The sequence below is a fragment of the Agrobacterium sp. H141 genome, assembly GCF_057158725.1.
On the sequence record NZ_JBXENI010000002.1, the window covers coordinates 202,896 to 228,674 of the forward strand.

A 25,779-nucleotide genomic window follows, 5' to 3' on the forward strand; every position below is an offset into this window, starting at 1 on the left:
ATGTTCAAAAAGGTCCTGATTGCGAACCGCGGCGAGATCGCGGTTCGCATCATCCGCAGCTTGAAGACACTGGGTGTCGCATCGGTCGCCGTCTATTCGGATGCCGACCGGTTTTCCCGTGCCGTCTTGATGGCTGACGAGGCGGTGCGGCTGGGATCGGCACCAGCCACCGAAAGCTATCTGAATATCGATGCCGTCATTGCGGCCTGCCGTCAGACCGGAGCGGACGCTGTCCATCCCGGCTACGGTTTCCTGTCGGAAAATATCGGCTTTGCCGAACGCCTGGCCAAGGAGGGCATCGCCTTCATCGGGCCGCGACCCGACAATATCGAGGCCTTCGGCCTGAAACATACGGCACGCGAGCTTGCACGGCTGAGCAGCGTCCCGCTTCTTCCTGGTTCCGGTCTGCTGGATACGGCAGAGGATGCGCTGCTGGCGGCAAAAGATGTCGGCTATCCGGTGATGTTGAAATCGACAGCTGGCGGCGGCGGCATCGGCATGCAGCTCTGCGAGGATGCCGATGCTTTGCAAGCTGCATTTGACAGCGTGCAGCGCACGGCAAAGGCAAGTTTCGGAGACGCTCGCGTCTACATCGAACGCTTCGTTGCCAGGGCTCGCCATGTCGAGGTGCAGATCTTCGGCGATGGCAAGGGTCGCGTCATTGCGCTTGGCGAGCGGGACTGCTCGCTACAACGGCGAAACCAAAAGGTGATCGAGGAAACGCCAGCTCCAGGACTGCCACATACCGTCAGAGAGGCTCTGCATGCTGCAGCGGTCGCCCTTGGCGGCCAGGTAGAATACCAGTCCGCTGGCACCGTGGAATTTATCTATGATCCGGCGCGACAGGAATTCTACTTCCTTGAGGTCAACACCCGCCTGCAGGTCGAGCATCCTGTCACCGAAGCGGTATTCGGCATCGATCTGGTGGAGTGGATGATCCGTCAGGCAGCAGGTGAGGACGTGCTGACCGGCAATGAGGGATTGAAGCCCACAGGTGCTGCCATCGAGGCCCGTGTCTATGCGGAGATGCCACATGCCGATTTTCGCCCGAGTGCCGGACTTCTGACCGAAGTGGTCTTCCCGGAAGACGTTCGCGTCGATGGCTGGATCGAGACCGGCACCGAGGTCACGCCATATTATGACCCTATGCTGGCAAAGATCATTGTATCGGCCAACAGCAGGCCCGAGGCAATCGCTGCTCTGGCAAACGCACTGGAAGAGACTTCGATTTGCGGTATTGAAACCAATCTCGATTACCTCAAAGCCATCGCCGGCTCCGACCTTTTTGACAAAGGCAATGTGGCAACGACTGCGCTGCGCGACTTCCCTTTCGTGCCTGAGGTCATCGAGGTCGTGGCCCCCGGCGCCCAGTCGAGCCTGCAGGAGCTGCCCGGCCGCGTCGGTCTCTGGCATGTGGGCGTACCGCCTAGTGGACCAATGGACGAACGCTCCTTCCGTCATGCCAACCGACTTGTCGGCAATAATGACGAGACGGCAGCGCTGGAGCTAACGGTTGCAGGGCCGGTGCTAAAGATTTTCTCCGATGTGACGATAGCACTTTCGGGTGCTGACATGCCAATGACGCTGGACGGCCAAGCCGTAGCACACAATGCGGCTATCCAGGTAAAAGCGGGCCAGACCCTCTCGATCGGTACGATCCGGGGGGCCGGCCAGCGCGCCTATCTTGCGGTATCCGGCGGCTTTTCGGCACCAGTGGTATTGGGATCCCGCGCCACATTTGGCCTTGGCCAGTTCGGTGGCAATGCCACCGGCACGCTGCGGGCTGGCCATGTGTTGCGGCTTGCCCGGGCAGAGCAGGACAGCGCCAAGCCTGCACACCAACCAGCAATCTTGACCCACAAGTGGTCTGTCGGCGTTCTCTATGGCCCACATGGCGCGCCGGACTTCTTCCTTGAGAGCGACATTGAAACGCTGTTTTCAACGGATTATGAGGTGCATTTCAATTCGTCGCGAACGGGCGTCCGCCTGATCGGACCAGCCCCCAAATGGGCGCGCGAAGACGGCGGCGAAGCGGGCCTTCACCCTTCTAACCTGCATGACAATGCCTATGCCATCGGCGCGATCGATTTCACCGGCGACATGCCGATCATTCTAGGTCCCGATGGCCCGAGCCTCGGCGGTTTCGTGTGCCCGGCGGTGATTGCCCGCGACGAGCAATGGAAGATGGGCCAGTTTAAACCTGGCGACAAGATCCGCTTCCATGCCGTTGCCCGACCGGATGACACTATCGCAGGCCCTGTGGTTGTGGGCATCGGCGAGAAAGCGGGATCGCCGATCGTCGGCTCCAGCGACGATGGCCCCGTATCGGTGGTCTATCGCCGCCAAGGTGACGACAATTTGCTTGTCGAATATGGAGAGATGCAACTATCGATCGAGATTCGGTTGCGAGCCCATCTGCTGATGCAGGCCTTGCAGGCGGAAAAACAGCCGGGCCTGATCGAGCTCACTCCTGGTATTCGTTCACTACAGATCCACTATGACGGAACATCGATGACGCGCAACCGGCTGCTTGGCCTGCTGTCGGAGATCGAGAGCACGCTTCCGTCTGCGGAAGAGGTGAAGGTTCCAAGCCGCACCGTGTATCTGCCATTGTCCTGGAATGATCCGGACGCCGAACTTGCCATGCGCAAGTATCAAGAGTTGGTGCGGCCGAATGCACCATGGTGTCCCTCGAATATCGAATTCATCCGCCGCATCAACGGACTTGCCGACGAACAGGCAGTAAAGAACACGATCTTTGACGCGTCCTATCTGGTGATGGGCCTGGGTGACGTCTATCTCGGCGCGCCGGTGGCAACGCCGCTCGATCCGCGCCACAGGTTGGTGACGACCAAATACAATCCGGCCCGCACCTGGACACCGGAAAACGCAGTCGGCATCGGCGGTGCCTATATGTGCATCTATGGCATGGAAGGCCCGGGCGGCTACCAACTGTTCGGACGGACGATCCAGGTCTGGAACACCTGGCGTCAAACGCCCTTCTTCCATGAAGACAAACCTTGGCTCCTCGACTTCTTTGACCGGATTCGCTTCTTTCCCGTCAGCCACGAGGAATTGACGCAAGCCCGCGCAGCATTCCCGCATGGTGGATATCCGATCCGGATCGAAGATGGCATTTTCTCCTATGCTGACTATGCTGCGGGTCTTGCAGACCATGCTGGTTCTATCGGCACCTTCAAGGCGAGCCAGCAGGCTGCCTTCGAGGCTGAACGACGTCGCTGGAAGGAACAGGGGTTGGATAGCTTCACCGTCGATGACGGTGCAGACATGGCCGAGGCCGGAGATATTCCATTGGGTTGCTTCGGTGTCGAATGTGCAATCCCCGGCAATATCTGGAAGGTCCTCGTTGAACAGGGTCAGATTGTCTCTGCAGGAGATACACTCGCCATCATCGAATCCATGAAAATGGAAATCACAATCACTGCCCATGCTGATGGTCGCGTTCGAGAACTGCGCGCCATGCCGGGTCGTACAATAAAGGCAGGCGATGTCCTGGCTGTTCTGGAGGAAATCTGATGCTCCCTACTATTCTCGACCTCTCTTCGGTGCGGGCGGCCTATGCCGACGGCCTGACGCCGCTTCAACTGGTCGAAGAGGTGATCGCTCGCTGTGACGCGGTCGACGATCCGGCCATCTTTATTAGTCGCGCATCCGCCGAGCAGTTGCGCATGCAGGCAAAGGATCTGATGGAGCGCGCGCCCGAACCCAACAGCTTGGCCCTATGGGGCATACCTTTCGCGGCAAAGGACAATATCGATGTCGCCGGATTGCCCACCACCGCCGCCTGCCCTGCCTATGAATACCAACCGCAAAAAGATGCGACCCTGATTGCACGGCTGAAGGCCGCCGGTGCCATCGTCATCGGCAAGACCAATCTGGATCAATTCGCAACCGGTCTCAACGGCACGCGCTCGCCCTATGGCGCGCCGCGCTCGGTCTTCGACAAGGACTATGTGTCGGGCGGCTCATCCTCTGGTTCTGCTGTTTCGGTCGCATCCGGCCTTGCCAGTTTCGCTCTGGGCACGGACACAGCGGGTTCCGGGCGCGTGCCGGCGGCATTCAACAACCTTGTCGGGATAAAGCCCACACCGGGACTTGTGCCCAATACCGGCGTGGTTCCGGCCTGCCGCAGCGTGGACGTTGTCACGGTCTTTGCCACAACCGTGGGCGATGGCATCGCCATTCGTCGGGTGATGGATGGATTTGATGCCGATGACCCCTTCTCCACCGAAGCTCAGCCTGCAACTTTGCCAACGACCGGCCTTAAAGTCGGCATTCTGGTGGGCGCAGAACGGGAGTTCTATGGCAACACATCTGTCGAAGCGCTTTACGACGCGGCCATCGAGCGGGCGAAATCACTGGGTGCCACCATCGTGCCCTTCGACTACGCGCCCTTCCGCGATGCCGCCGAACTGCTTTATAACGGCCCTTGGGTGGCAGAGCGGCTTGCGGCGGTGAAAGACTTCATCAAAACCCATGCAGACGCGTTCGACCCTGCAGTGCGCAAGATCATTGAGGGAGCCAGTGCTTATGATGCGGTGGATGCATTCGAGGGCAAGTACAAGCTTGAGGCGCTGAGACAGCGCGCCAAGGCGGAATGGTCCAAGCTCGACGTGCTTTTGCTGCCAACTTCGCCGACCACCTATACTGTAGAAGACATGTTGGCCGATCCAATCGTCAAGAACAGCCATTTCGGACGCTACACCAATTTTGCCAACCTATTCGGCTACGCGGCCATTGCCATTCCGGCCGGCTTTGATGACGAGGGCCATCTGCCGGCAGGAGTGACACTGGTTGGACCTGCCTTCAGCGACGACGCTCTTGCACCATTTGCCGATCAGATGCATCGCGCGCTTTCAGCCGGCATGGGAAAGGATCGCACCGCCACCCTGCCTGAAGCAGCAAAGGTATACGTACCCGATGATGGCATGATCGAGATCGTAGTCGTCGGCGCGCACCTGACCGGCATGCCACTCAACCCTGAATTGACGAGCGGCGGTGGCAAGCTGGTTAAGAGCTGCCGTACCGCAGGCGATTACCGGCTTTACGCCCTACCGGACACCACGCCCCCAAAACCCGGCCTCATCCGCGATCCGGGCTTTGATGGCGCTGGCCTTGAAGTTGAAGTCTGGAAACTTCCGGCAGATGCCTTCGGGCGGTTTGTCGCCAATATTCCGGCGCCGCTCGGCATCGGCAAGGTGACACTCGATGACGGCTCCACCGTATCGAGCTTCCTGTGCGAGGCCCATGCTCTGAAGGATGCGCAGGAAATCACCGCTCTTGGCGGATGGCGCGCATTTATCAAGAACATGGCCTGAGGCATCTGAACGAGCGCCATTGGCAAAGGCATGCGGCTCAAAAAGCGAAATACCACCGGCCAAAGTTTTGGTCGGTGAAGCAAAGGTCTTGCCACAGTGGGTGCCACTTGAACGATCAGCCAGGTGCTTCAAACTGCCTGTCGTTGAAATCGTCGGTCGAGCAGTGCTTCAACTTTCCGGCAATCGTGTTGAGAGTAATTGTCCAGTACTCCCCAACTGCAGACCGCTTGACCATCCAAATTTCAAATCCGAGCTAGCAGGAGACTTTGCAACACCCCCGTCAAGACGCAAAGCCGATGCCCAGGCGATCTAGTGTGCGAAGCATGAGGGAGCGATATCCCGTCTCATCTTCGCGCTCAAGGTCACGTCGGGTCCACTTCACCGCGAGGCTGCAAAACGGTTCCGGCGGAAATGGAACGGGACGGCTGCGCGCCATTTTCAGCTCGGTACGTTCCGTTCGCTTGCCTTCCAGCATATCCAGCATCAGCAAGGCGGCAAAGCGGGATGCGGAAACGCCTTGACCGGTAAAGCCCAACGCATAGGCAAGGGAACCCGACATGGCTGTGCCGGCAAAGAATGTCATACGCGCAGACGTATCGATGATACCGCCCCAACAATAGTCAAACTTGATACCCGAGAGCTTGGGAAAGACCGCAAGAAAATTGGCTTCCAGGGTTGAAAACGACGCCTGACGATTGAGAAGCGCGGGATCGCGTCGCCGACCCCGGTGGTAAATGGCATCAAAACCACCCCATAAGATCCGGTTGTCCGCGGTCTTGCGCGAATAGTGAAACCGGTTCCCGCTATCGGCGATACCGTACCGACCGGTCCAGCCAATGGTCTCCAACTGCGCGTCGGATAATGGCTCTGTCATAAGCGCGTAATCAAAAATGGGAAGGATCATTGGGCGCAAGCGCCTGAGCAGCGGGATATCCGCATTTGTGGCAATGATCACTTTGGATGCCGTCACGTTCCCTTGTTCGGTCGCGAGCCTGATCTTTCCACCGACCTGCTCAAGCGCATCCACTCTCGTGTGTTCGTAAATGCCAACGCCCCGATCGAGACAGGCCCTTCGCAATCCTTGCACCAGTTTGACCGGGTGAACCAATGCATAGTTTGGCTCGAAAAGGCCCGCACTGTAGACAGGACTATCAAGCCGATCGGCAAGGGCTTTACCTTCCAGAAACTGCGCCTCGATACCGTTGCGGGCATAGCTTCGCTGGAGCCCACGCAAACCTTCAACCTGCCAGGGCTTTGCAGCCAGGTTCAATTTGCCCGAGCGTTCAAATTCGCCATCGATACCATAGAGTTGCAGATCTGTTTCAAGCTCATCCAGGTTTTCCCGCCCCAGCCGAATAAGCGTATCGGCCTCATCGGGCCAACGTGTCTGCGCGTTCGTCACGCCATGGGAAATGCTGGGCGCGCAAAAGCCTCCATTACGCCCGCTGGCAGCAACGCCACAGATATCGGCCTCGACCACGACAATCTGTGCATCAGGCCACCGTTCCCGTGCCTTCAGCGCGCTCCAGAGACCAACGAAGCCGCCACCAACGATGGCGATTTCGCTGGTAATGTCTTGCTTAAGGGCCGGGCAGTCATCCCGATGCGCAAGACCCTCTAGCCAAAATGGCGTCCGAGACGCCTGGTCAAAACGTGCTTGCCCGGTCATGAGGGCTCCATTGAAAATAGACTAGTCATATCACTTGAAGCGCTTGCAACACCGACGGAATACGGTCGTATCCATGGCAAGAAATTGTGGGGTCAGGCGCGCGGTTGGTCCATGTGGCGAGAGATATTATTCCTTGATATACCAGCCCCATGTCTTCGTCGCATCGAAGCTGGTGATCTGTTTGACTTCGAGATAATTGGACAGGCCCCAGCTACCAAGCTCCCGACCAATTCCGGATTGTTTGTAGCCGCCCCATGGCGCTTGCGTGAATGTCGGCTGTGAGCAGTTTATCCAGACAATGCCGGCACGGAAGGCACGGGCGACGCGGTCGCAGCGCTCAAGGTCGTCAGACATGACGGCTGCTGCAAGGCCAAAACGGCTGTCATTGGCCATGCGGATTGCGTCTTCCTCATCCCGGAAGGTTTTGACGCAGACCACCGGGCCGAAGATTTCTTCACGCCAGACGGTGTTGTCCTCATCCATATCGGTGAGGATCGTCGGCTCGAGAAAATACCCCCTGGCAAGATCCGCCGGGCGTTTGCCACCATATGCGATCCGCGCGCCACCGGTGACACCACGCTCAATCATTGCCAGGATCTTTTCCTGCTGGCCCTTGGAGACCAGCGGCCCCAGAAGGACACCGTCTTCCAGCCCGTCACCAATCTTGATTTTTGCGGCTTCTGCCACAAGCCTCTCCAGGAAGGCGGGATACAGACTTTCCTCGACGAGGACGCGAGATGTGGCAGAGCAGACCTCTCCCTGGTTCCAGAAAATGCCGAACATCACCCATTCAACCGCTTTTTCGACATCGCAGTCGGCAAAGACGACGAAGGGCGATTTTCCGCCCAGTTCCAGGCTGATGTTCTTGATGTCGCGGGCGGCTGCGGCCATGATCTTGCTACCCGTCGGAACGGAACCTGTGAAGGCCAGTTTGTCGACCAGGGGATGTTCAGAAAGCGGCTGACCGGCGTCGGGACCAAGACCCGTAACAATGTTGAGTACACCCGCAGGCAGTCCCGCATGCTCGACGATCGCACCAAGTTCGAGCGCCGTGAGCGGGGTCAGTTCAGACGGCTTGAGCACCATTGTGCAGCCTGCGGCCAGCGCCGGCGCGACTTTCCAGGAAGCCATCAGCAAAGGATAATTCCACGGGATGATGGCGCCGGCGACGCCAATCGGCTCGCGTACTACCTTCGAGGTGAAACGGCTGTCGCCAAGATCGATCTGTTCTTCCGCTGAAACATCCATTTGCTCGGCAAGGTCGGCATAATAGGAAAAGCAGCCCGCCGTATCTTCAATGTCCCAAATCGCTTCCGGCAGTGGCTTGCCATTGTCCATGACCTCAATGCGAGCGATCTCTTCCTTGCGCGCCAAGATGCCGTCGGCAATCTTGCGCAGGGTTGCGGCTCGAGCAGCGCCGCTCATCTTTGGCCAAGGCCCCTCATCGAATGCCTTGCGGGCAGCCCTCACGGCCCGGTCGACATCCTCTGCCGTGGCGGCCGGTGCATGGTCAAACACCTCTTCTGTGGCTGGATTGGTCACCGTAAACTGCCCACCGTGGGCAGGAGCCGACCATTGACCATCGATAAAGAGCATGTCGCGCATGGGAAGTGTCCTTTCCGTCTCAGGCCCGAGCCAGTTTAGGTTTCTGGCTTTCGGTGATGGTTTTCAAAATGGCGCTGGCGGCCCGGCTGGCGCCGGCATGCGCTTGCATGACAGCAGCATTGGTTTTCAGCCGTGTTCGCATCGTCTCATCGCCAAGCAGATCCGTGATCATGGCGACAAGGTCACGCTCGTTCCAGTCATAGCGGGGGAGAGCAGCTCCGACATCCATTTCTAACGCCCTGCGTGCGTTGTCGTGCCCGTCCCAGCAATACGGCATGACAAGGGACGGAACGCCGAAATAGAGCGCCTCGCAGAAGCTGTTGTTGCCACCGTGATGGACAAACAAGCTCGCCTGACTCACAACCGACGGCTGGGGGAACCAGCTATCGACAAAGACATTGTCCGGCACGTCGCTATACTCGTCGCGCCAGGGCCCCGCATTGACGAGAAAGCGATAAGGCAGGTCAGCATAGACTGCGATCATGCGCTTGATCATGGAGACATCCATAGCGCCGAGCGAGCCGAAACTGGTCAGAACCAGCGGCGCTTCGTTGTGTGCCGCAAACCGTGGCGGCTGGTAATCGGCCTCGCGGCGGACGCAACCATCGAGAAATACAAAGCGATCTGGATCGAGCGGCGTTTGTCGATTGTGGCGGATGATGTCCGGCGCAAGCAGGAGGTTCAGCCAGGGCGAAGGGTCGAGAAAGGAAGGTGCAGGTGGTGCCTTGAGACCGCAATCGGCAACAAAGCCGGTAAACCGCTTGTGGGCCGACGCTGTGACGGCCTCATAGGCCTCCCTAAAGGTCGTCCATTCCAAACTCGGTGATCCACCGCAGCCTGAAAGATAGGGCGGCACGGACACATCTGCGATTTCGGTCTCTGCACAGGAAACCACACGGATCCAGGGAACACCGGCATTGGCGATCGCCGGGAACATCACCACATTGTCAAGCACGATGGCATCCGGTTTCAACCGTGTCAGCAATTGACGAAGCGGTTCTTCCACCTTGACGGCAGTATCGACGATGGCTTCCCATGTCGGGCCGACATAGTCTTTCAACTGCTCCAAAGGGGATCGTCTGAACGCGTCTTGATGCCGACTGATAAAGTCGTTCCAGTCGGTGGAGGCTGAGGGATCATCCTCACCGAGCTGATATTCCGTAAAGCCATATTCTGCAAACACGCCACTAAAGCCTGGGTGGCATATGAAAACGGGCCTCGCCCCCAAACGCCGCAACTCTTGGGCAATCCCGACACAATTGAGGGCCGCACCGAAACTGGCTTCCGGGAAGAGGGCGATGGTTTTGCTGGAATTCATGTCTGAACGTTCTGACTATCGGGATAGACGCTTGATGGCTGCGGGCACCCCGCGTCCGGCAAGCTTTGGTCGCTGGGTTTGTGATAATTGCAGATGCACCCGCATCAGGTCTGCGGCAAGAGCCATCTGGCCGCGTTCGATCTGCTGCAGGATCAGCAGATGCTCGTCATTGGACTGCATAAGCCGGAAGGTTCCGACATGCGCCGTCTGCGGCAGGGCAAAGCGGCGGCGATGGTGGCTCGTTAGCGTCTCGGCCATGAAGGGATTGCCGCAACAGCGGGCAATCAGGAGGTGAAAATCCATATCCGTGCGCTCGAACAAACGCCGGTCAAAACTGATCTCGTCCATGCCTTTCAGCATCAGCATGGATTGTCTGAGCGACATGATCGCGGTTGCGTCACGCTTGAAATCCGGCATCGTCAGCGCCAATGGCTCGCTTGCCAACCTGAATTCGAAGCTCTTTGCTGCGGCATCGGCACCGATCGCAAACTGCTTGAGTGTCCATTGCTGACCTGCACCGCGTTCGGCCAGATTGTCCTCCGACAGTTTCATCAGCGCATTTTGTACCGTCTGTCGCGTTGCTTCATAACGCCGCTGCAACGCGGCCACCGTTTGACTGTCCGCAAGACGACCGGCGGCGAGATCACGCAAGATTGCGCCGTGCAGATCATCTTCATCTGAACCGGAAAATTCGCTATCCAGCCGTGCAGCCATGACCGGATCGGCGGCAAAGCGGTAACCACCTTCTGTGTCCGCGATCACCATTCCCTTGTCTGCCAGCAGCTGCAGCGCCTTCCTCACAGGGGTTCGCGAGACATTGCAAAGATTAGCGAGCGCCTGCTCTGCCAGACGTTCACCCGGTGCCATGCCACGCTCGATTGCGAGCTCCAGTATTTTTTGCGCCAATTCGACATGTCGACGATTGGGCTTTTGTGCGCTGTCCGCCATGCGACCTCTGCTTCTTGTCGAGATCATGCTGCCTATATACATACCGATTGGCAAGGGGCGCGGTGCACTGTGTACTAAATTCTGCCTGACCTCAGATTCCCTATTGACGTATTTTTTTCATAAATAATACTGCTTGAGTAGGCGACAGAGACCGCAGAAGCGGCGGCGCCTCCAAAGAGGCAGGAACGAATTCGAAAAAGGGGAGCGTCCCGTGACGACCAAACATCGATTCAGCGTGCGCCATTGCGCCGCCAAACTTTTAGCTACGACAGCTATCATCAGTATTGCTGGCACCGCCAGTGCGGCCGATCTCGTGATTTCCAACTGGGACGGCTACATGGCACCCGACATTGCCGATAGCTTCAAGGCGGCGACCGGTCTGGAAATAGAAGTGGTGAACCACGCCACCAATGAAGAGATCATGGGCAAGCTCATGGCAAGCAAGGGGAAGGGCTACGACGTCGTCTTCGTCTCCTCGCCGTTTGCCGAAGTTCTGCATGGACAAGGACTGGCCGAACCAATTGACAAGGCCGCCATACCCAATCTTGCCAATCTCTATCCGGAAGCCTCGGCATTGGCTTACGATCCAGGCACGGAATATTCCGTCCCCTATACCTGGGGCACGACGGGGCTCTGCTACCGCGCCGATCTTGTCAGCGGCACGCCTGACAGCTGGATGGATCTGTTGCAGGCGGCAGACGACATCAAGGGCAAGATCACAATGCTGGCGACCGATCGCTGGCTGATGGCAGCAGGCGAACTCGCCAAGGGCTACTCCGTCAATGAAACCGATCCAGCCAAGCTGGAAGAAGTGAAGGACCTCTTGATCTCGGCCAAGAAGACACTGCTGGCCTACGACGACACCACATTCTACTCGAAGCTGGTTTCCGGAGAAGCCTCGCTCGTGCATGCCTGGGATGGCTGGTGCAATTACGGCATCGGTGAAAATGCCGACATCAAATATGTTATCCCGAAAGAGGGATCAGATCTGTGGGTCGACACCATCGTCGTGATGAAGGGGTCGGAGCACAAAGATGCCGCGATGAAGTTCATCAACTTCATCCTCGACGCCAAGAACCACGCCTGGGCGGCGGAAAACATCCTCTACAAGGTTCCCAACAAGGCTGCCATGGAGAGCCTTGATCCGTCCCTCGTCGAGCAGTATCCGAATATGGGGATGAAGCCCGAGGAACTGGTGCAGTACGAACTGCTTCGTGACCTCGGACCGGCCCAGAAGGATTTTTCGCGCATCGTGAGCGAAATCAAGGCCGCCAACTGAGCTGCTGGCGTCTCGCCTGAAGCACTGTGAAAACCCTCTTCTCCCGCTTGGGAGAGGAGGAATGCCGTTCACTGGAATCCTTTCATGTCCTTCAACGCCGCCAAGCCAAACCTGCTCGCCCTGCCGGCCCTGTTGTGGCTTGTGGCATTCATGGTCGTGCCCTGCGTGATCGTGCTCTCCTATGCGTTTTTCGAGCGCGGGGTCTGGGGCGGTGTGGAATACACGCTCACGCTTGAGAATTTCCAACGCGTGCTTGATCCGCTCTATGCGAAGATCTTTTTGACATCGGCGCGGATCGCGGGACTGGCAACCTTGATCGCTGTTCTGATTGCCTATCCTGCAGCCTATGCGATCAGCCGTGCTCCGCGCATTAGTCAGCCGACGCTGCTGTTCTTTGCCGTGCTACCATTCTGGTCGAATTATCTGATCCGCACCTATGCCTGGATCGTGCTTTTGAACCGCGAGGGGCTCTTTAATAATCTGCTGCGGAGCATGGGCTATACCGGCGAGCCACTCTCCATGCTCTATAGCGAAGGCGCGGTGATTACTGGTCTCGTCTACAATTATTTACCCTTCGTCATACTCGCTATCTATTCGACACTGTCACGGCTCAACCCGGAACTGGTGGAAGCATCCCGTGACCTTGGCGGCGGACCTCTGCAAACATTCTGGCGGGTGACGTTGCCGCTCACCATGCCGGGCATCGCGGCAGGAGCCGTGTTCATCTTCGTCTTGTCTATCGGCAATTTCGTCACGCCAGCACTGCTGGGCGGCGGACGCTTCCAGATGATCGGGAATGTTGTCTATGACCAGTTCCTGTCGGCCAATGACTGGCCCTTCGGAGCGGCCCTCGGCATGGTGTTGATTGCCATCATGGTGGCGCTGTTGATGTTGCAGGCCCGCGCGACCGAATCGGCATCGGGCGAGCGCACCCGGGAGGCAGATTGATGGCCGTGCGATCACCCAAATGGCCAGGACGCACAGTGCTCGTCGCCGTGTTTAGCTTTCTTTACCTTCCAATCGCGGTTCTTGTCCTGTTGTCTTTCAACGCGGCCGGGCTGCCGACAACCTGGTCCGGCTTTTCGATCAAGTGGTATGCTTCTCTTGCCAGTAACGGAGACATTCTCGGCGCGGCTTGGAATACGTTGGTCGTCGCCATCGTTGCGACGATGATCGCCACAATTCTCGGCACCTTGCTCGCCATCGGCATGGAGACCCGCCGTCGCAAGAGCACAGGATTTGAAGCCTTGGCCTTTGCGCCAATGGTGATCCCTGACATCGTGCTGGCGGTAGCGCTTCTCACATTCTTCTCGTTGCTGAACGTCACCCTCGGTCTGCACACGATCATCATCAGTCACGTGATTTTCGATCTCGCTTTCGTTTGCTCGGTTGTGCGCGCGCGCTTGAAAAATTTTGACTATTCGATCGTGGAAGCATCGCGGGATCTCGGGGCCGGCAGTTGGACGACGTTCTGGCGGGTGACATTTCCCGTGCTGCTGCCGGCCATCATTGCCGGCGCACTTCTCGCCTTCACGCTGTCGGTCGACGAGTTCATCATCGCTTTCTTCACAGCGGGCGCCGGGCGCTCCTCGATCACCTTGCCCATCCAGATCTATTCGATGATCCGCTTCGGCATCACGCCCGAAATCAACGCGCTTGCGACCATTGTGATGGCCATCAGCGCAATTGCCTTGCTTCTCTCCCAGAAGCTGAACAAAGAACAGATGCAATGAACGCAATCTCTCCCCCTTCAGAACCGATCCTGTCGATCGACCGTTTGTCGAAGTCATTCGGTCCGATTACAGCGGTCGATGACGTATCTCTCGATATCCGTCGAAACGAGTTTTTTGCGCTTCTCGGTCCATCGGGCTGCGGCAAGACCACTCTGCTTCGCATGCTGGCGGGTTTTGAGAACCCGACGGGCGGACGTATCTTGCTGGAAGGCCAAGACATTTCTCCGTTGCTGCCGGAAAAGCGACCTTTGAATCTGATGTTCCAGTCCTATGCGTTGTTTCCCCATATGAACGTTCGCAAAAACCTCGCTTACGGGCTGGAGATGGAGCGCCTTGCCAAGGGTGAGATCAAGCGCCGGGTCGACGAAATTATGGCGGTCACCGATCTTGCACAATTTGCAGATCGCAAGCCCGAGCAACTATCCGGCGGTCAGAAACAGCGCGTTGCGCTCGCGCGCGCGCTCGTCAAACGGCCGAAAGTACTGTTGCTTGATGAGCCGCTGGGTGCACTCGACAAGAAGCTGCGCGAGCGGATGCAACTCGAATTGAAACGTCTGCAACACGAGGTGGGCATCACCTTCATCATTGTGACCCACGACCAGGAGGAGGCCCTTGTGATGGCCGACCGAATGGCGATCCTGAAGGATGGGCGATTGTTGCAGTGCGGCTCGCCTGAGGAGGTCTACGAGACGCCTTCTGACAGGTTCGTCGCAAATTTCATTGGCGTGATGAATTTCATCGAGGGCACGGTCGATACCCAGAGAATATTTACGGCACCGGGCATTCGTATGACCATTGCAGACGCCGATACGGGCATGGCGACACTCGCGGTGCGTCCCGAAAACGTGATGGTGGTAGCGCCGGGCGAAGGCTTTGAAGGGCGCATCGCAGACGTCGCCTATCACGGTCTCGATCGCGTCCTTCACATTCGGATCACTGCCAGCGACACACCGATCCAGGTCCGGGTCGCCGCCAGTTCGGCTATGGGTCTGGACCCTGGAAACAGCATTCACATCGCAATCGATCCGCGCCGCGTCAGGTTGTTTGCGCACTAAGAAAGGGGAGCCCAATGTCAAAAACAATCGCATTCTTTCCGGAAGCCGCCTTCGGGCCAGCACTGAATTCCGTGGGCATTGCCCAGGCCGTGGAAGCGCTTGGTCACAAGGCCGTTTTCCTGTCCGACCCAGGTTTCGTGTCGGTGTATGAAGGCTATGGTTTTGAGGCTCACGCGGTCAACCTATCTGAACCGATGCCAGCGGAGCAGATGGCCAAATTCTGGGAAGACTTTATCAATGGTCACATTCCGAACTTCCGCAAAAACCCCTACGACCAGGTGGACAATTATGTGAAGGATTGCTGGACGGCCATCGTCGACAGCGCCAAATGGGCGGAGAAGGACCTGCCGGGTGTACTGGCGAAGATCGAGCCGGATCTGATCTGTGTCGATAATGTGATCTTGTTCCCGGCGATCAAGCAGTATGGCAATCCCTGGGTGCGCATCATCTCGTGCTCGGAGAACGAGATCGAGGATCCCAAGATCCCCCCTCACCTCTCCGGCTGCGGCGCCAGTGATTATGCCTGCCACGAAGCCTATCGCGACCACTTCAATGCAGTGATCAAGCCGATCCATGATGACTTCAATGCGTTCCTAGAGGGCGCAGGTGAAGAGGCCTATCCAATTGGGCAGTTCTTCGAAGCGTCGCCCTTCATGAACCTTCTGCTCTATCCTGAAGCCGTAAAGTTCGAACGGGAGCACCCGCTGGACCCCAGCAAGTTCCAATACCTTGAAGGTTGCGTGCGAACCGAGAAACCTTATGCGGTACCGAGCTTCAAGACGAACAACGACAAGCCCCTGCTCTATGTCTCGTTCGGGAGCCTGGGTGCCGGCGATACCGGACTTCTGAAGCGCATCATTGCGACGGTCGGCGCACTCCCATACCGGGCGCTTGTCAATGTCGGGGATTATATGGGCGAATACGAAGATGTGCCGGATAATGTCATCATCGACAGTTGGTTCCCGCAGCCGTCCGTCATCCCGCAGGTCGATGCAGTGATCCATCACGGAGGCAACAACTCCTTCACGGAGTGCCTCTACTTCGGCAAGCCTGCGATCATCATGCCTTATGTCTGGGATGGCCACGACAATGCCACCCGCGTCGATGAGACAGGGCATGGATTCAAGATGCCCCGCTATGACTGGACTGATGCCGATCTCGCCGCCAAGCTCGACGCCTGCATCAATAATCCCGCGATGGCGTCAAAACTTGCAGCGACCTCAGCCCATATGCAGGCCCATAATGGTCCCCAAAAGGCAGCCGCTATTCTCGATGAGCTGGTGAAGACGGGAGCATTCCGTGGTTGAGACACTGAAATCTTCTGCACCCCATATTCATAACGCAACGACTTTTGATGATCTTGTGGACTGGGGCGGTCAGTCAGACAGTCTCGAAGGGCAGTCTCACTCGTCAGGGCGCCTGTTGTTCAAGGGTCCAAATAATCAGCCCGAAACGGGTATTTGGGTCTGCACGCCCGGGCGTTGGCGGCTTTCCATTCCCCGCGACGAATTCTGCCACTTTGTCACCGGGCGGGCCGTTTACACGTCTGACGGCGGCGAGGTCATTCATATCGGCCCTGGTACCGCCGTCATGTTTCCAGCCGGCTGGACCGGCGAATGCAACGTCATCGAGACGATGCGCAATATCTACATTCTCGTTTAGGAAGTGAGCCACAATGACGACCACACCGCTGATGCACAATCCGCTGGAACTGGACGACCTCAAGGACTGGGGCGTCATCCCCACCATGATCGAAGGGGAGAGTTATACCTCGGGCCGGGTGATCCACAAAGGTCCAAATGGCGAGAGCGAATGTGGGCTCTGGGTCTGCACCCCAGGCAAATGGAACTGCCATGTCACCCGCGACGAATTTTGCCATTTCCTCGAAGGGCGCTGCACCTATGTGCACGAGAGTGGTGAAATCATCGAAATCACCCCCGATACAGCAGCCTTCTTTCCTCAGGACTGGAAAGGCGTCTGCACGGTCCATGAGACCATCAAGAAGGTCTACATGATTCGCTGATCAGAGGCGGTACAAGTTCCCTTGCAATGACTGAAGGTAATCTCATGTTCGATCCTGCGGCGCCGTCCCTTTACCGCCATCCTGTCTATTTATCCGCAAAGGGACAGCGGCATCCGGTCATCGATCCGGCAACACTTCGGGCTGTCGGTGAGATTGCCGAGACCACACTTGAGGAAATCGAGGCGGTGCTCGATGCTGCAACGGCAGCCCAGCGGCAGTGGAAGAAGCTCGACGCCAAGAGCCGTTCGATGACGCTTCATCGCATAGCCAACCGCATTGAGGCAACGGATATGCGACGCTGTGCCGAACTGATGTCGCGGGAGATGGGCAAGCCCTACCCAGAGGCAATCGGCGAGGTTGCCAATTGTGCAGGTGCTTTCCGCTATTTTGCGGAAATGGCGCGCGACGACGGCGGCAAGGTTGCCGGCACGACCCAGGCAGGCTCGTTCCAGCACGCGCGTTATGAGCCGCTGGGGCTTTCGGTTCACATCATGCCATTCAATTTTCCGATCCTCCTGATGTGCTGGACAGTCGCTGCTTCACTCGCCTCAGGCAATGGCTGCATCATAAAACCGGCGCTGGCGACCACGCTTTCGACATTGGAATTCATGGGTGTTTTCGAACCACTGCCGGATGACCTCATCGCATGCCTGCCTGGCGGCGTAGATGTAGCACAAGCGCTGATTGCATCCCCCAAGACACATGCTGTTGCGTTTACCGGGTCGGTTGCGGCCGGCAAATCTGTTGCCATGGCGGCAGCGGCCCAGATGAAACCCGCGGTCATTGAGGCAGGTGGGTCAGATCCGCTTATCGTGACCGCCAACGCGCCATTGAACGTCGCCGCTTCCGGCGCCGTGACGGCGGCCTTCCACATGTCTGGCCAGGTCTGCACCTCCGCAGAACGCTTCTATGTGGTGGACAGCGTCCATGACGCATTTGTGGAGAAATTCGCAACGGAGACCCTCCGGCTGCGAATTGGCAATGGCCTGGCCAAGGCAGAAATCGGCCCTCTCGTCTCGGAAGCGGCGCGCGCCAAGGTGATCCGCCTGGTCGAAGACGCCAAGGCAAAGGGCGCCACTGTGGTAGTTGGCGGGAATATCCCGGACAGCGAACCTGTCGGATGGTTCTATGAACCGACGATCCTCACCGGCTGCACTGCCGATATGGCGATCATGAGGGAGGAGTGCTTCGGTCCGGTCGCCGCCATCATGCGGGTTGCAAGCTTCGACGAAGCGATCGAACAGGCAAATGACAGTGATTTCGGTCTTGGCGCCTCCGTGTTCACCACATCGCTGGAAGAAGCAATGGAAGCCGCAGATCGTCTGGAAGCGGGAATGGTCTGGGTCAATAACCCGCTGATAGACAACGACGCGCTGCCCTTTGGTGGCTGGAAAAAATCCGGCCTCGGTCGCGAGCTTTCAAGGCTTGGTCTCGAAACTTTCCGGCGTTCCAAAATGGTCATCATTGACCACAAGCCCGTTATCCAGGACTGGTGGTATCCATATCCGGACAACTGGTTTTACGATGCGGAGGGGCGCAAGCACGTTTCGTGATTGGGAAATTTGTCGGCTCGGCCGCGGTCATGGGAGCCGGCTATGGCAAACAGGCTCCGTTTGACACTGCTACAAGACGATTCAAGGGCATGGCTGGACCGCGTTTGCGCGCTCAGCCATTCCTTGCCCCGCAGACACAGGTTGGCATGGGCGTGATCATCCTCAATCGAATACTCGCCCACGGACGCCTGAAGTGCGAGGGCGCTCTGCGATAAGCGTCCCTCGCTCGCGCGATCAAACCATTGCCTCAGACTGTCTCCTTTTGCGCTTCTCCGTAATGGGCAAAGGTCGCGGCGAAGCGGCCATTAATATACTCACCTGAGGTCACCGGTTCGTATTTCGCTGGATGTGCTTCGTCGACACAGCTTGGAAGTGCGTCAACGATCGTGTCGTAGTTTGGACCGAAGAAGAACGGGATGGAATACCGTTCCTTACCGGAACGATTGATTGCCCGATGCACAGTGGAGGCAAACAGATCATTGGTCCAGCGGGCCATCTGGTCACCAACATTGACGACGAAACAGCCGGGAATCGGATCGGCAGCAATCCAGTCTCCGGATGCATTCAGGACCTGAAGGGCAGAAATACCTTCCTTCTGCGCCAGGATCGTGAAGCATTCATAATCCGAATGTGCGCCGATGCCGATCTGCTTTTCGTCAACCTCGCCATACTGCGGCGGGTAATGCAGAACGCGCAGGGTCGCCAACGGCTTGTCGACCATCTTGTCGAAATACGTTTCTTCGAGGTCGAGCGCCAGGGCGAAGGCATGCAGCAGGTTACCACTCAATTTCAGCATCTCGGCGTGATAGGTCTCGAGCGACTTGCGAAACTCCGGCATGGCGTCGGGCCACTGATTGGGACCATAGAGTACTTTGCCAGCCAACACATCCGGGTCGCCTGCCGGCACATCGAGTGCAATGTCATAGGACTGGTGGAGATCCCCACGCGCGCTGGGATCGGTGTTTTCCTCCAGCATTGCCGCATAGCCACGATTGTTCTTCGACTTGGACACGTGATTTTGCATCTTCGTTTCGTCGGGAAGCGCAAAATAATCCTCAGCCACGTCGAAGGTGGAATCGATTACCGACTGCGGCACGTGGTGGTTCTTGATGTAGAGAAAGCCCACCTCCGTGCAGGCCTTGCGGAGTTCTGCTGCGAGCTTTTCCTTGGCCGCCTGATCGCCGCTGAACATCGGCTCCAGATCGATAATCGGAATCTGGTCGAAGCTGACGCGCTCTGGGTCAAGCCCGGTGTTTTTCATGACGCGCGCGCCATTACCGGTTTCTACTGCTTTCATGGCGATGAACCCTCTTCTGTTTCATTGGGTAAGTGAATGCTTTCAACGTAGTAGCGCGGTCCCGTGAATACAAAACCGGGCGAAAAATAGCGGCGACAGACATCCATGAAGGCCTCCATCTTGCGTGACGACGCATGGGGACGGGTGATCTGTATGCTGACGCGCCGTTCGGCTGACGCCCAGCTATCAAGCAAGGGAACGAGGTGACCACGTTCGCATTCGAGCGCGGTGAAAAAACGCGGCAAATAGGCGATACCCTCGCCGGCGACTGCAAAATACTTGATCGTCCAGTAGTCGTTGGCGATCAGGTTGCTGCGCGGCAGAATGCTTTCCCGTGCAGCCCCGTTCTGTAACCACCAATGCTGCAATCCGGATGGCATGCGGTAGACGATGCCTTGATGCTCGGCGAGATCGCGCGGGTTTTTGGGCATGCCAGCGCGTTCGATATAGGACTTGCTGGCAAACAGCGCGAAGGTCGCGGTCGAGAGCGTCTCGCCCTCCTCTTCATCCTCGTCCCAGGAAATCACGGCATCGAGCGTATCCAGGCTCTCAGCCGAGAAAAAGGCGCTGGTGGAAAAGAAGGTAAGCTCGATGTCCACTTTGGGATAAAGTCGTCGAAAGGCAATCAGCATCTGCGCGTAGAAAGCCGTTCCGAATTCACCACGGGCGCCGATGCGCAGCGTGCCGGCGACATCATCGCTGAGTTCGGTCACGGCGGCGCGCGCCGCATCACAGCTCTCCTGAATCTTGCGCGCATGGGTCAACAACGTCTGCCCGGCATCGGTCAGGATCAGCTTGCGACCAACCCGTTCGAAAAGCTCCACATTCAGATCATTCTCGAGATGCTTCAAGCGCAAGCTCAGCGTCGACTTCGGCAAGCCATACAGTTTCGCGGCCGCAGAGAGCGAACGCAATTCGGCAATTTTCACGAATGATGTCAGCGCTTCGGTATTCAAGAATGATCGTCCATAATTCTGAACAAAATGATGAATTTTTGGGCATGATTATTTTTATTGCATGAACGAACGTAATCGGCTTTCATGCACTGCACAAGATCAATTTCAGTCGTGCGAAAGCGCGGCTACCTTCCAAGACAAAGCCGTCGCCGGACGGCGAAAGAGCCATGGGCGATCAACCGATGGCTGGGCACAGATTTAGGCAAATAGGGGAACGATAAATGACAATCCGCATGCACAAGAACTCGGCAAAAGCCTGTCTCGCCGTTGCAACCGGCGCACTGCTTTCGACATTTGCCACCTCCAGTGTCCACGCTTTCACGTTGGACGGCCCGCCGAAAGTTGCCTTCATCTATGCGAGCTCGGCTGTCGACGGTGGCTGGAACGAGTCCATCGAAGCCGGTCGAAAGGCGGTTGAAGACGAACTCAAGGTTCCAGTGGCAGTCACCGAGAACATTCCCGAAGAGGCAACGAAGCTGCGGGCGGCAATCGATCTCTACGTGAAGCGCGGCTTCAACATCATCGTCGGCACAACCTACGGATATTCGGCCCCGATGGCCGAGGCTGCCAAGGCCTATCCCAATGTGGCGTTTCTTAGCGCCTCAGGCACCGAAAACGGCCCTAATATGGAGAGCTTTTACGCCCGCACCTATCAGGCGTGGTATCTGGCCGGCATTGCTGCCGGTGAGGCGACCAAAACCAAGAAGATCGGCATTCTGGCAGGCTTCCCCGTTGGTGTTGTGAACTGGGACATTAACAGCTTCGCGCTCGGCGCTCAGTCAGTCGATCCGTCCATCGAGACCGTAGCAGTCTTTACCAACTCGTGGTGGGATCCGGTCAAGGAAGGTCAGGTTGCCCAGGCAATCCTCGACCAGAAGGCGGATGTTCTCGCCACCAATCTGAGCGCGACATCAGCACTGGACGCTGCAGAAAAGGCGGGCGTTCCATCCATCGGCTTCCAGCTCGACATGTCCCATGCTGCGCCAAAGACAATCCAGACCTCGGTCGTGTTTCACTGGGATAAATATCTCGTACCAACGATCAAGGAGATCATCGATGGCAGCTGGATGCCCGAGGAATACGGCGCGTTTGATGGCCTGAGTACTGGCGTTGTTGGCCTTGCACCATTTGGGCCAACGGTCACCGATGAGACCAAGGCCAAAATAGCGGACGCCAAACAAGCCATTATCGATGGCAAGCTCGATCCTTTCCAGGGCCCGCTGAAAAAGCAGGACGGAACAGAGGTCGTGGCCGCCGGCAGCACGGTCGATGATGGCGCCCTTTGGAACATGAACTATTTCGTCAAGGGTATCATCGGCACCATGCCGGCCGAGCAATGACACTGCAGGCGAAAGAGCAAGAAGGTTGGCCGGCTGTTGCAGCCGGTCAACCGCCTGCGCTCGAAATGCGGGCCGTCAGCAAGGCCTTCGACGGCAAGCCAGCCCTGACCCATGCATCCTTCGATCTCGCCTGGGGCGAAGTTCACGCGATCGTCGGCGAAAATGGTGCCGGGAAATCGACGCTGATGAATGTCGCAGCTGGCGTTTATGCCGCCGACAGCGGCGAGCACGCCGTTGACGGTGAGAGTATCAGTCCCCGTAGCCCGTCGGAGGCGACAGCCGCGGGCATCGGCATGGTTCACCAGCATTTCCGACTGGTCGACAGCTTCACCGTAGCTGAAAACGTTTTGCTCGGGCTTGGACGCCACGCCACCATCCGCAGCATTGCGCAGGCAGCATCGGCAATACGAGCCAAGTCTACCGAAATCGGGTTGCCCGTCGATCCATTGCGTGTTGTTTCCACCCTGTCGATTGCCGAACGTCAGCGCGCCGAAATCGTCAAGGTGCTGCTGCTTGGCGCCCGCATCCTGGTTCTGGACGAGCCAACGGCTGTGCTGACCGAGGAAGAGGCCGAAGCCCTTCTGTCCTTTATCCGGCGTCTGGCGGGACACGGCCATGCTATCGTCCTGATCACCCACAAGTTTCGCGAGGTCGCCGCATTCTGCGATCGCATCACCATCATGCGCCATGGAAAAACGGTATTGGCCGGCACCGTGCTTGCCGATATTTCCGAAACGGATGTCGGTCGATTGATGGTTGGTGAGACGCTGGCATCTGGTGCACCACCTGTGTGGGTGCCTGGAGAGGTCTATCTTCGGGTATCCGGCCTTTCTTCCCATGACGGCGCTGAAGGTCAGGGCATTACGGACATGAGTTTCGACCTGCGCGCTGGCGAAGTGCTTGGTATTGCCGGTGTTGGCGGCAACGGTCAGGAAGCACTGGTGTCATGCATGCTGGGGCTAAGCGTGCCTGCCGACGGTCAGATCCTGATTGGCGACGTCGATATCACCACCGCTACACCACGCGAGCGCCGTCTGGCAGGGTTGCGCGTCGTGCCCGCAGACCGCTTCGCAACCGGCCTCATTCGTGATCTTTCAATCGCCGACAATCTGGCGCTGACCCGGGTCTGCGATGGTGAATTCGGCAGTCCGCTTCTTCTGCGTCGCAAGCGAATGCGGTTGAAAGCGGAAAGCGCAATCAAGGAATTTGACATTCGTGGAGCATCGCCTGCGCGTTCAACCGCATTGCTGTCGGGTGGCAATGCGCAAAAAGTGTTGCTGGCACGCGAGCTCGATCGCGATATGACGGCATTGGTTGCGCATTCTCCATCCCGCGGTCTCGATATCAAGTCGACCCAGTTCGTGCGCGCCGCCATCCAGCGTGCCGTCGAGAATGGCGCCGCCTGTCTTTTGATCAGCGAGGATCTGCAGGAGATACTGTCGCTGTCGCATCGGGTTGCCGTCATGAACAGAGGAACCATCGTCGGCAGCTGCGACGCAAGCGATGTAACCTCGGACTGGATCGGAGCTTTGCTGGCCGGCCATGCTTGATTCTGCCTTTCTTGTCCGCCGCCAGTCCCCCGGTTTCTGGTTGAGCAGCCTCTGTTATGTCGGCGGGCTCACGCTGGGGCTTGCCATTTCTGCCCTTTTGCTTGTGGGTGCGGGTGTGCCGCCGGAAGCGCTCATCGACGAGTTCCTGATCAACACTTTCCTCACCTCCGACGGTCTGGCGCAGACCGCAACAGCCGCTCTGCCGCTTATCCTCGTCGGCCTGTCTTCGGCCGTTGCCATGCGGGTGCGTTTCTGGAATATCGGCATCGAAGGGCAGCTCTGGCTCGGTGCGATGGCAGCCACCTGGATAGCGCTCGGTGGTGTCGTCCCAGATGCGCTTCAGTTGCCGGCGATGCTGTTTCTCTCCGTGGTTGCCGGAGCTCTTTGGATCGCCGTTCCGCTGGCGCTGAAACAGAAATTCGGGGTCAACGAGGTCATTACGACCCTGCTTCTCGGCAATGTCGCCTTTCTGCTCGTACAGCACATGCTGTTTGGGGCCTGGCGCGACCCGGCCAACAGCTTTCCCGTCACCGAGGCCTTTTCGACATCAAGCCAGTTTGCGGCACTCGGCTGGGGCCAGATGCATACCGGCTTCTGCGTGGTGATCGTCGTTACGGTGCTCATCTGGTTCGCACTGGACTATTCACGGCTGGGCTTTCATGCCGATGCCGTCGGTTTCAACGCGAAGACGGCCCGCGCCGCCGGACTGCCTGTTGCCCGAACCGTGATTGGCCTCGTTCTTCTGTCGGGTGCATTGTCGGGGCTTGCCGGGATGCTCATCGTTGCCGGAACCGAGCATCGCCTCAACCAGTCGATCGGCAACGGCTACCTTTTCAGTGCCATCGTCATTGCCTATCTCGCCCGCGCCAAGCCACTTGGCGTTGTCATCGTCGCCTTCGCGCTTGGTGCCATCTTTACCGCAGGCAATGTGCTCAAAGTGTTTTACTCGATTTCAGAGGCAATGATCGTGCTGGTACAGGGCACGGTGCTGATCTCGATCCTGATGACACAGTTCTTCAGCACCTATTCACTGAGCCGGCGCGGCTGACGAAAAGGACACGGATCATGGATTTTCTGATCGGCTGGATAGCCATTATCCCGAGCTATGCGATGCCCTTGCTGCTCGCCAGTCTGGGCCTGATCGTGTGCGAACGGGCTGGCATCCTCAATCTCGGTGCAGAAGGACTGATGGCAGTTGGTGCCATGACTGGTGCGATCAGCGTCCTGTCCGGAAGCGATCCCTGGACCGCGCTTGCCGCAGGCGCTGCTGCAGGCACGGCCCTTTCACTTCTGTTTGGAATAGCAACCGTGGTCTTTCGCGCAGATCATACGCTCGCCGGTCTGGGCGTCGTGGCAATCGGACTTGGCATGACCGGCGTCATAGGCAGGCCGTATGTGCAAAAGACCTTTCCGGGCATTTCCAATTTCGGCGATCTCTTTGGCATAGAACGGAGTTCAGGCTTTGGCCGCTTCATTGCCGTCCAAGATCCGATAACACTTGTTATGCCAGTTGCCGTTTTCCTGCTCTGGTGGTGGTTGCAGCGCAGCCGATCCGGTCTTTGTCTGCGCGCGGTCGGCGAGAACCCGGCAGCCGCCGATGTGGCCGGGATCGATATCCAGCTGACACAAATGGCTGCCGTGATCTTCTCAGGCCTGCTCTGCGGATTTGCCGGTGCATATCTTTGCGTGGCGACCAGCCATGTCTGGGTAGAGGGCATGATCGCTTCGCGTGGATGGGTGGCGGTTGCCCTTGTCATCTTTTCCCGCTGGAGCCCGGTGAGCGCATTGCTCGGCGCCCTACTGTTTGGTAGCGCCGATGCTCTATCGCCGCGCCTGCAGGCAATCGGTGCTGATATTCCGGTCTACCTGATGATGAGCCTGCCCTATCTGTTGACGCTCATCGTGCTGGTCCTCGGTTCGCTGACCGGACGCCATTCCGGTGAACCGTCTTTCCTTGGCCGAATTTATCTTCGCCAGGACAAGCACTAGGGACATTGCCGTGCCTGACATGAATGGAAACGAAACACTGTAGATATCAGGCTCACATGAAGCCGCGACAGATGAGCCGTTCACATCAACAGAACTCTCATTTCCAAAAGGGTTTGCGACGACCA

General features: G+C 57.8%; 20 protein-coding genes. 14 read left to right on the forward strand and 6 right to left on the reverse strand.

Features of this window, described 5'->3' with window-relative positions; genetic code table 11:
* Both uca and atzF read left to right on the forward strand, forming a co-directional pair.
* Complete coding sequence (uca, locus tag ACWPM9_RS21145) at positions 1–3,537, forward strand: urea carboxylase (protein WP_484757850.1); 3,537 nt, start codon at positions 1–3, stop codon at positions 3,535–3,537.
* Positions 3,537–5,339 (forward strand): allophanate hydrolase, encoded by a 1,803-nt coding sequence (gene atzF, locus ACWPM9_RS21150; RefSeq protein ID WP_484757851.1) that lies wholly within the window; start codon positions 3,537–3,539, stop codon positions 5,337–5,339. The genes uca and atzF overlap by 1 nt, the downstream gene beginning before the upstream one ends.
* A gap of 280 nt (positions 5,340–5,619) precedes the next feature.
* On the opposite strand, the gene ACWPM9_RS21155 is transcribed toward atzF, so the two are convergent.
* The 4 genes from ACWPM9_RS21155 to ACWPM9_RS21170 all read right to left on the reverse strand — a co-directional run bounded on the left by ACWPM9_RS21155 (position 5,620) and on the right by ACWPM9_RS21170 (position 10,879).
* A complete protein-coding gene (locus ACWPM9_RS21155; RefSeq protein ID WP_484757852.1) occupies positions 5,620–7,008 on the reverse strand; it encodes an NAD(P)/FAD-dependent oxidoreductase in 1,389 nt (462 codons plus the stop codon).
* Positions 7,009–7,134: 126 nt separating this feature from the next.
* Positions 7,135–8,613, reverse strand: a complete 1,479-nt coding sequence (locus tag ACWPM9_RS21160) for an aldehyde dehydrogenase family protein (RefSeq protein WP_484757853.1) — start codon at positions 8,611–8,613, stop codon at positions 7,135–7,137.
* A gap of 19 nt (positions 8,614–8,632) precedes the next feature.
* Complete coding sequence (locus ACWPM9_RS21165) at positions 8,633–9,931, reverse strand: glycosyltransferase (RefSeq protein WP_484757854.1); 1,299 nt, start codon at positions 9,929–9,931, stop codon at positions 8,633–8,635.
* Positions 9,932–9,946: 15 nt separating this feature from the next.
* Positions 9,947–10,879, reverse strand: coding sequence for a GntR family transcriptional regulator (locus ACWPM9_RS21170; protein WP_484757855.1), 933 nt, complete (start codon positions 10,877–10,879; stop codon positions 9,947–9,949).
* A gap of 211 nt (positions 10,880–11,090) precedes the next feature.
* Here ACWPM9_RS21170 and ACWPM9_RS21175 point away from each other — a divergent pair, with 211 nt between their 5' ends.
* The 8 genes from ACWPM9_RS21175 (at position 11,091) to ACWPM9_RS21210 (ending at position 18,522) form a co-directional block, all read left to right on the forward strand.
* The gene (locus ACWPM9_RS21175; protein ID WP_484757856.1) at positions 11,091–12,158 is read left to right on the forward strand and encodes a polyamine ABC transporter substrate-binding protein; all 1,068 of its coding nucleotides are present in this window, start codon (positions 11,091–11,093) and stop codon (positions 12,156–12,158) included.
* 84 nt (positions 12,159–12,242) lie between these two features.
* Positions 12,243–13,106: an ABC transporter permease gene (locus ACWPM9_RS21180; RefSeq protein WP_484757857.1), complete on the forward strand. Its 864-nt coding sequence runs from the start codon at positions 12,243–12,245 to the stop codon at positions 13,104–13,106.
* Positions 13,106–13,891: an ABC transporter permease gene (locus tag ACWPM9_RS21185; protein ID WP_484757858.1), complete on the forward strand. Its 786-nt coding sequence runs from the start codon at positions 13,106–13,108 to the stop codon at positions 13,889–13,891. Before ACWPM9_RS21180 ends, ACWPM9_RS21185 begins: the two co-directional genes overlap by 1 nt.
* Positions 13,888–14,946, forward strand: a complete 1,059-nt coding sequence (locus tag ACWPM9_RS21190; RefSeq protein WP_484757859.1) for an ABC transporter ATP-binding protein — start codon at positions 13,888–13,890, stop codon at positions 14,944–14,946. Before ACWPM9_RS21185 ends, ACWPM9_RS21190 begins: the two co-directional genes overlap by 4 nt.
* A gap of 14 nt (positions 14,947–14,960) precedes the next feature.
* Positions 14,961–16,253: a nucleotide disphospho-sugar-binding domain-containing protein gene (locus tag ACWPM9_RS21195; RefSeq protein WP_484757860.1), complete on the forward strand. Its 1,293-nt coding sequence runs from the start codon at positions 14,961–14,963 to the stop codon at positions 16,251–16,253.
* Between the two features lie 4 nt (positions 16,254–16,257).
* Positions 16,258–16,608: a cupin domain-containing protein gene (locus tag ACWPM9_RS21200; RefSeq protein ID WP_484757990.1), complete on the forward strand. Its 351-nt coding sequence runs from the start codon at positions 16,258–16,260 to the stop codon at positions 16,606–16,608.
* Between the two features lie 13 nt (positions 16,609–16,621).
* Positions 16,622–16,969, forward strand: a complete 348-nt coding sequence (locus ACWPM9_RS21205) for a cupin domain-containing protein (RefSeq protein ID WP_428188627.1) — start codon at positions 16,622–16,624, stop codon at positions 16,967–16,969.
* 44 nt (positions 16,970–17,013) lie between these two features.
* A complete protein-coding gene (locus tag ACWPM9_RS21210; RefSeq protein ID WP_484757991.1) occupies positions 17,014–18,522 on the forward strand; it encodes an aldehyde dehydrogenase family protein in 1,509 nt (502 codons plus the stop codon).
* A gap of 247 nt (positions 18,523–18,769) precedes the next feature.
* On the opposite strand, the gene ACWPM9_RS21215 is transcribed toward ACWPM9_RS21210, so the two are convergent.
* Together ACWPM9_RS21215 and ACWPM9_RS21220 are read right to left on the reverse strand one after the other, a co-directional pair.
* Complete coding sequence (locus tag ACWPM9_RS21215) at positions 18,770–19,819, reverse strand: isopenicillin N synthase family dioxygenase (protein WP_484757861.1); 1,050 nt, start codon at positions 19,817–19,819, stop codon at positions 18,770–18,772.
* Entirely contained in the window at positions 19,816–20,775 is a 960-nt protein-coding gene (locus ACWPM9_RS21220) for a LysR family transcriptional regulator (RefSeq protein WP_428188623.1), read from the reverse strand. The genes ACWPM9_RS21215 and ACWPM9_RS21220 overlap by 4 nt, the downstream gene beginning before the upstream one ends.
* A 221-nt stretch (positions 20,776–20,996) precedes the next feature.
* Between ACWPM9_RS21220 and ACWPM9_RS21225 the strand changes: the two genes are divergently transcribed.
* From ACWPM9_RS21225 to ACWPM9_RS21240, 4 genes are read left to right on the forward strand one after another with little or no spacing between them, the layout of a single operon-like run.
* Positions 20,997–22,115, forward strand: a complete 1,119-nt coding sequence (locus tag ACWPM9_RS21225) for a BMP family ABC transporter substrate-binding protein (protein WP_484757862.1) — start codon at positions 20,997–20,999, stop codon at positions 22,113–22,115.
* Positions 22,112–23,665 (forward strand): ABC transporter ATP-binding protein, encoded by a 1,554-nt coding sequence (locus ACWPM9_RS21230; protein WP_484757863.1) that lies wholly within the window; start codon positions 22,112–22,114, stop codon positions 23,663–23,665. The genes ACWPM9_RS21225 and ACWPM9_RS21230 overlap by 4 nt, the downstream gene beginning before the upstream one ends.
* The gene (locus ACWPM9_RS21235; RefSeq protein ID WP_484757864.1) at positions 23,658–24,713 is read left to right on the forward strand and encodes an ABC transporter permease; all 1,056 of its coding nucleotides are present in this window, start codon (positions 23,658–23,660) and stop codon (positions 24,711–24,713) included. Before ACWPM9_RS21230 ends, ACWPM9_RS21235 begins: the two co-directional genes overlap by 8 nt.
* A gap of 17 nt (positions 24,714–24,730) precedes the next feature.
* Positions 24,731–25,654 carry an ABC transporter permease gene (locus ACWPM9_RS21240; RefSeq protein WP_484757865.1) on the forward strand — a complete coding sequence of 308 codons (924 nt, stop codon included), beginning with the start codon at positions 24,731–24,733 and terminating at the stop codon, positions 25,652–25,654.
* Positions 25,655–25,779: the final 125 nt, after the last annotated feature.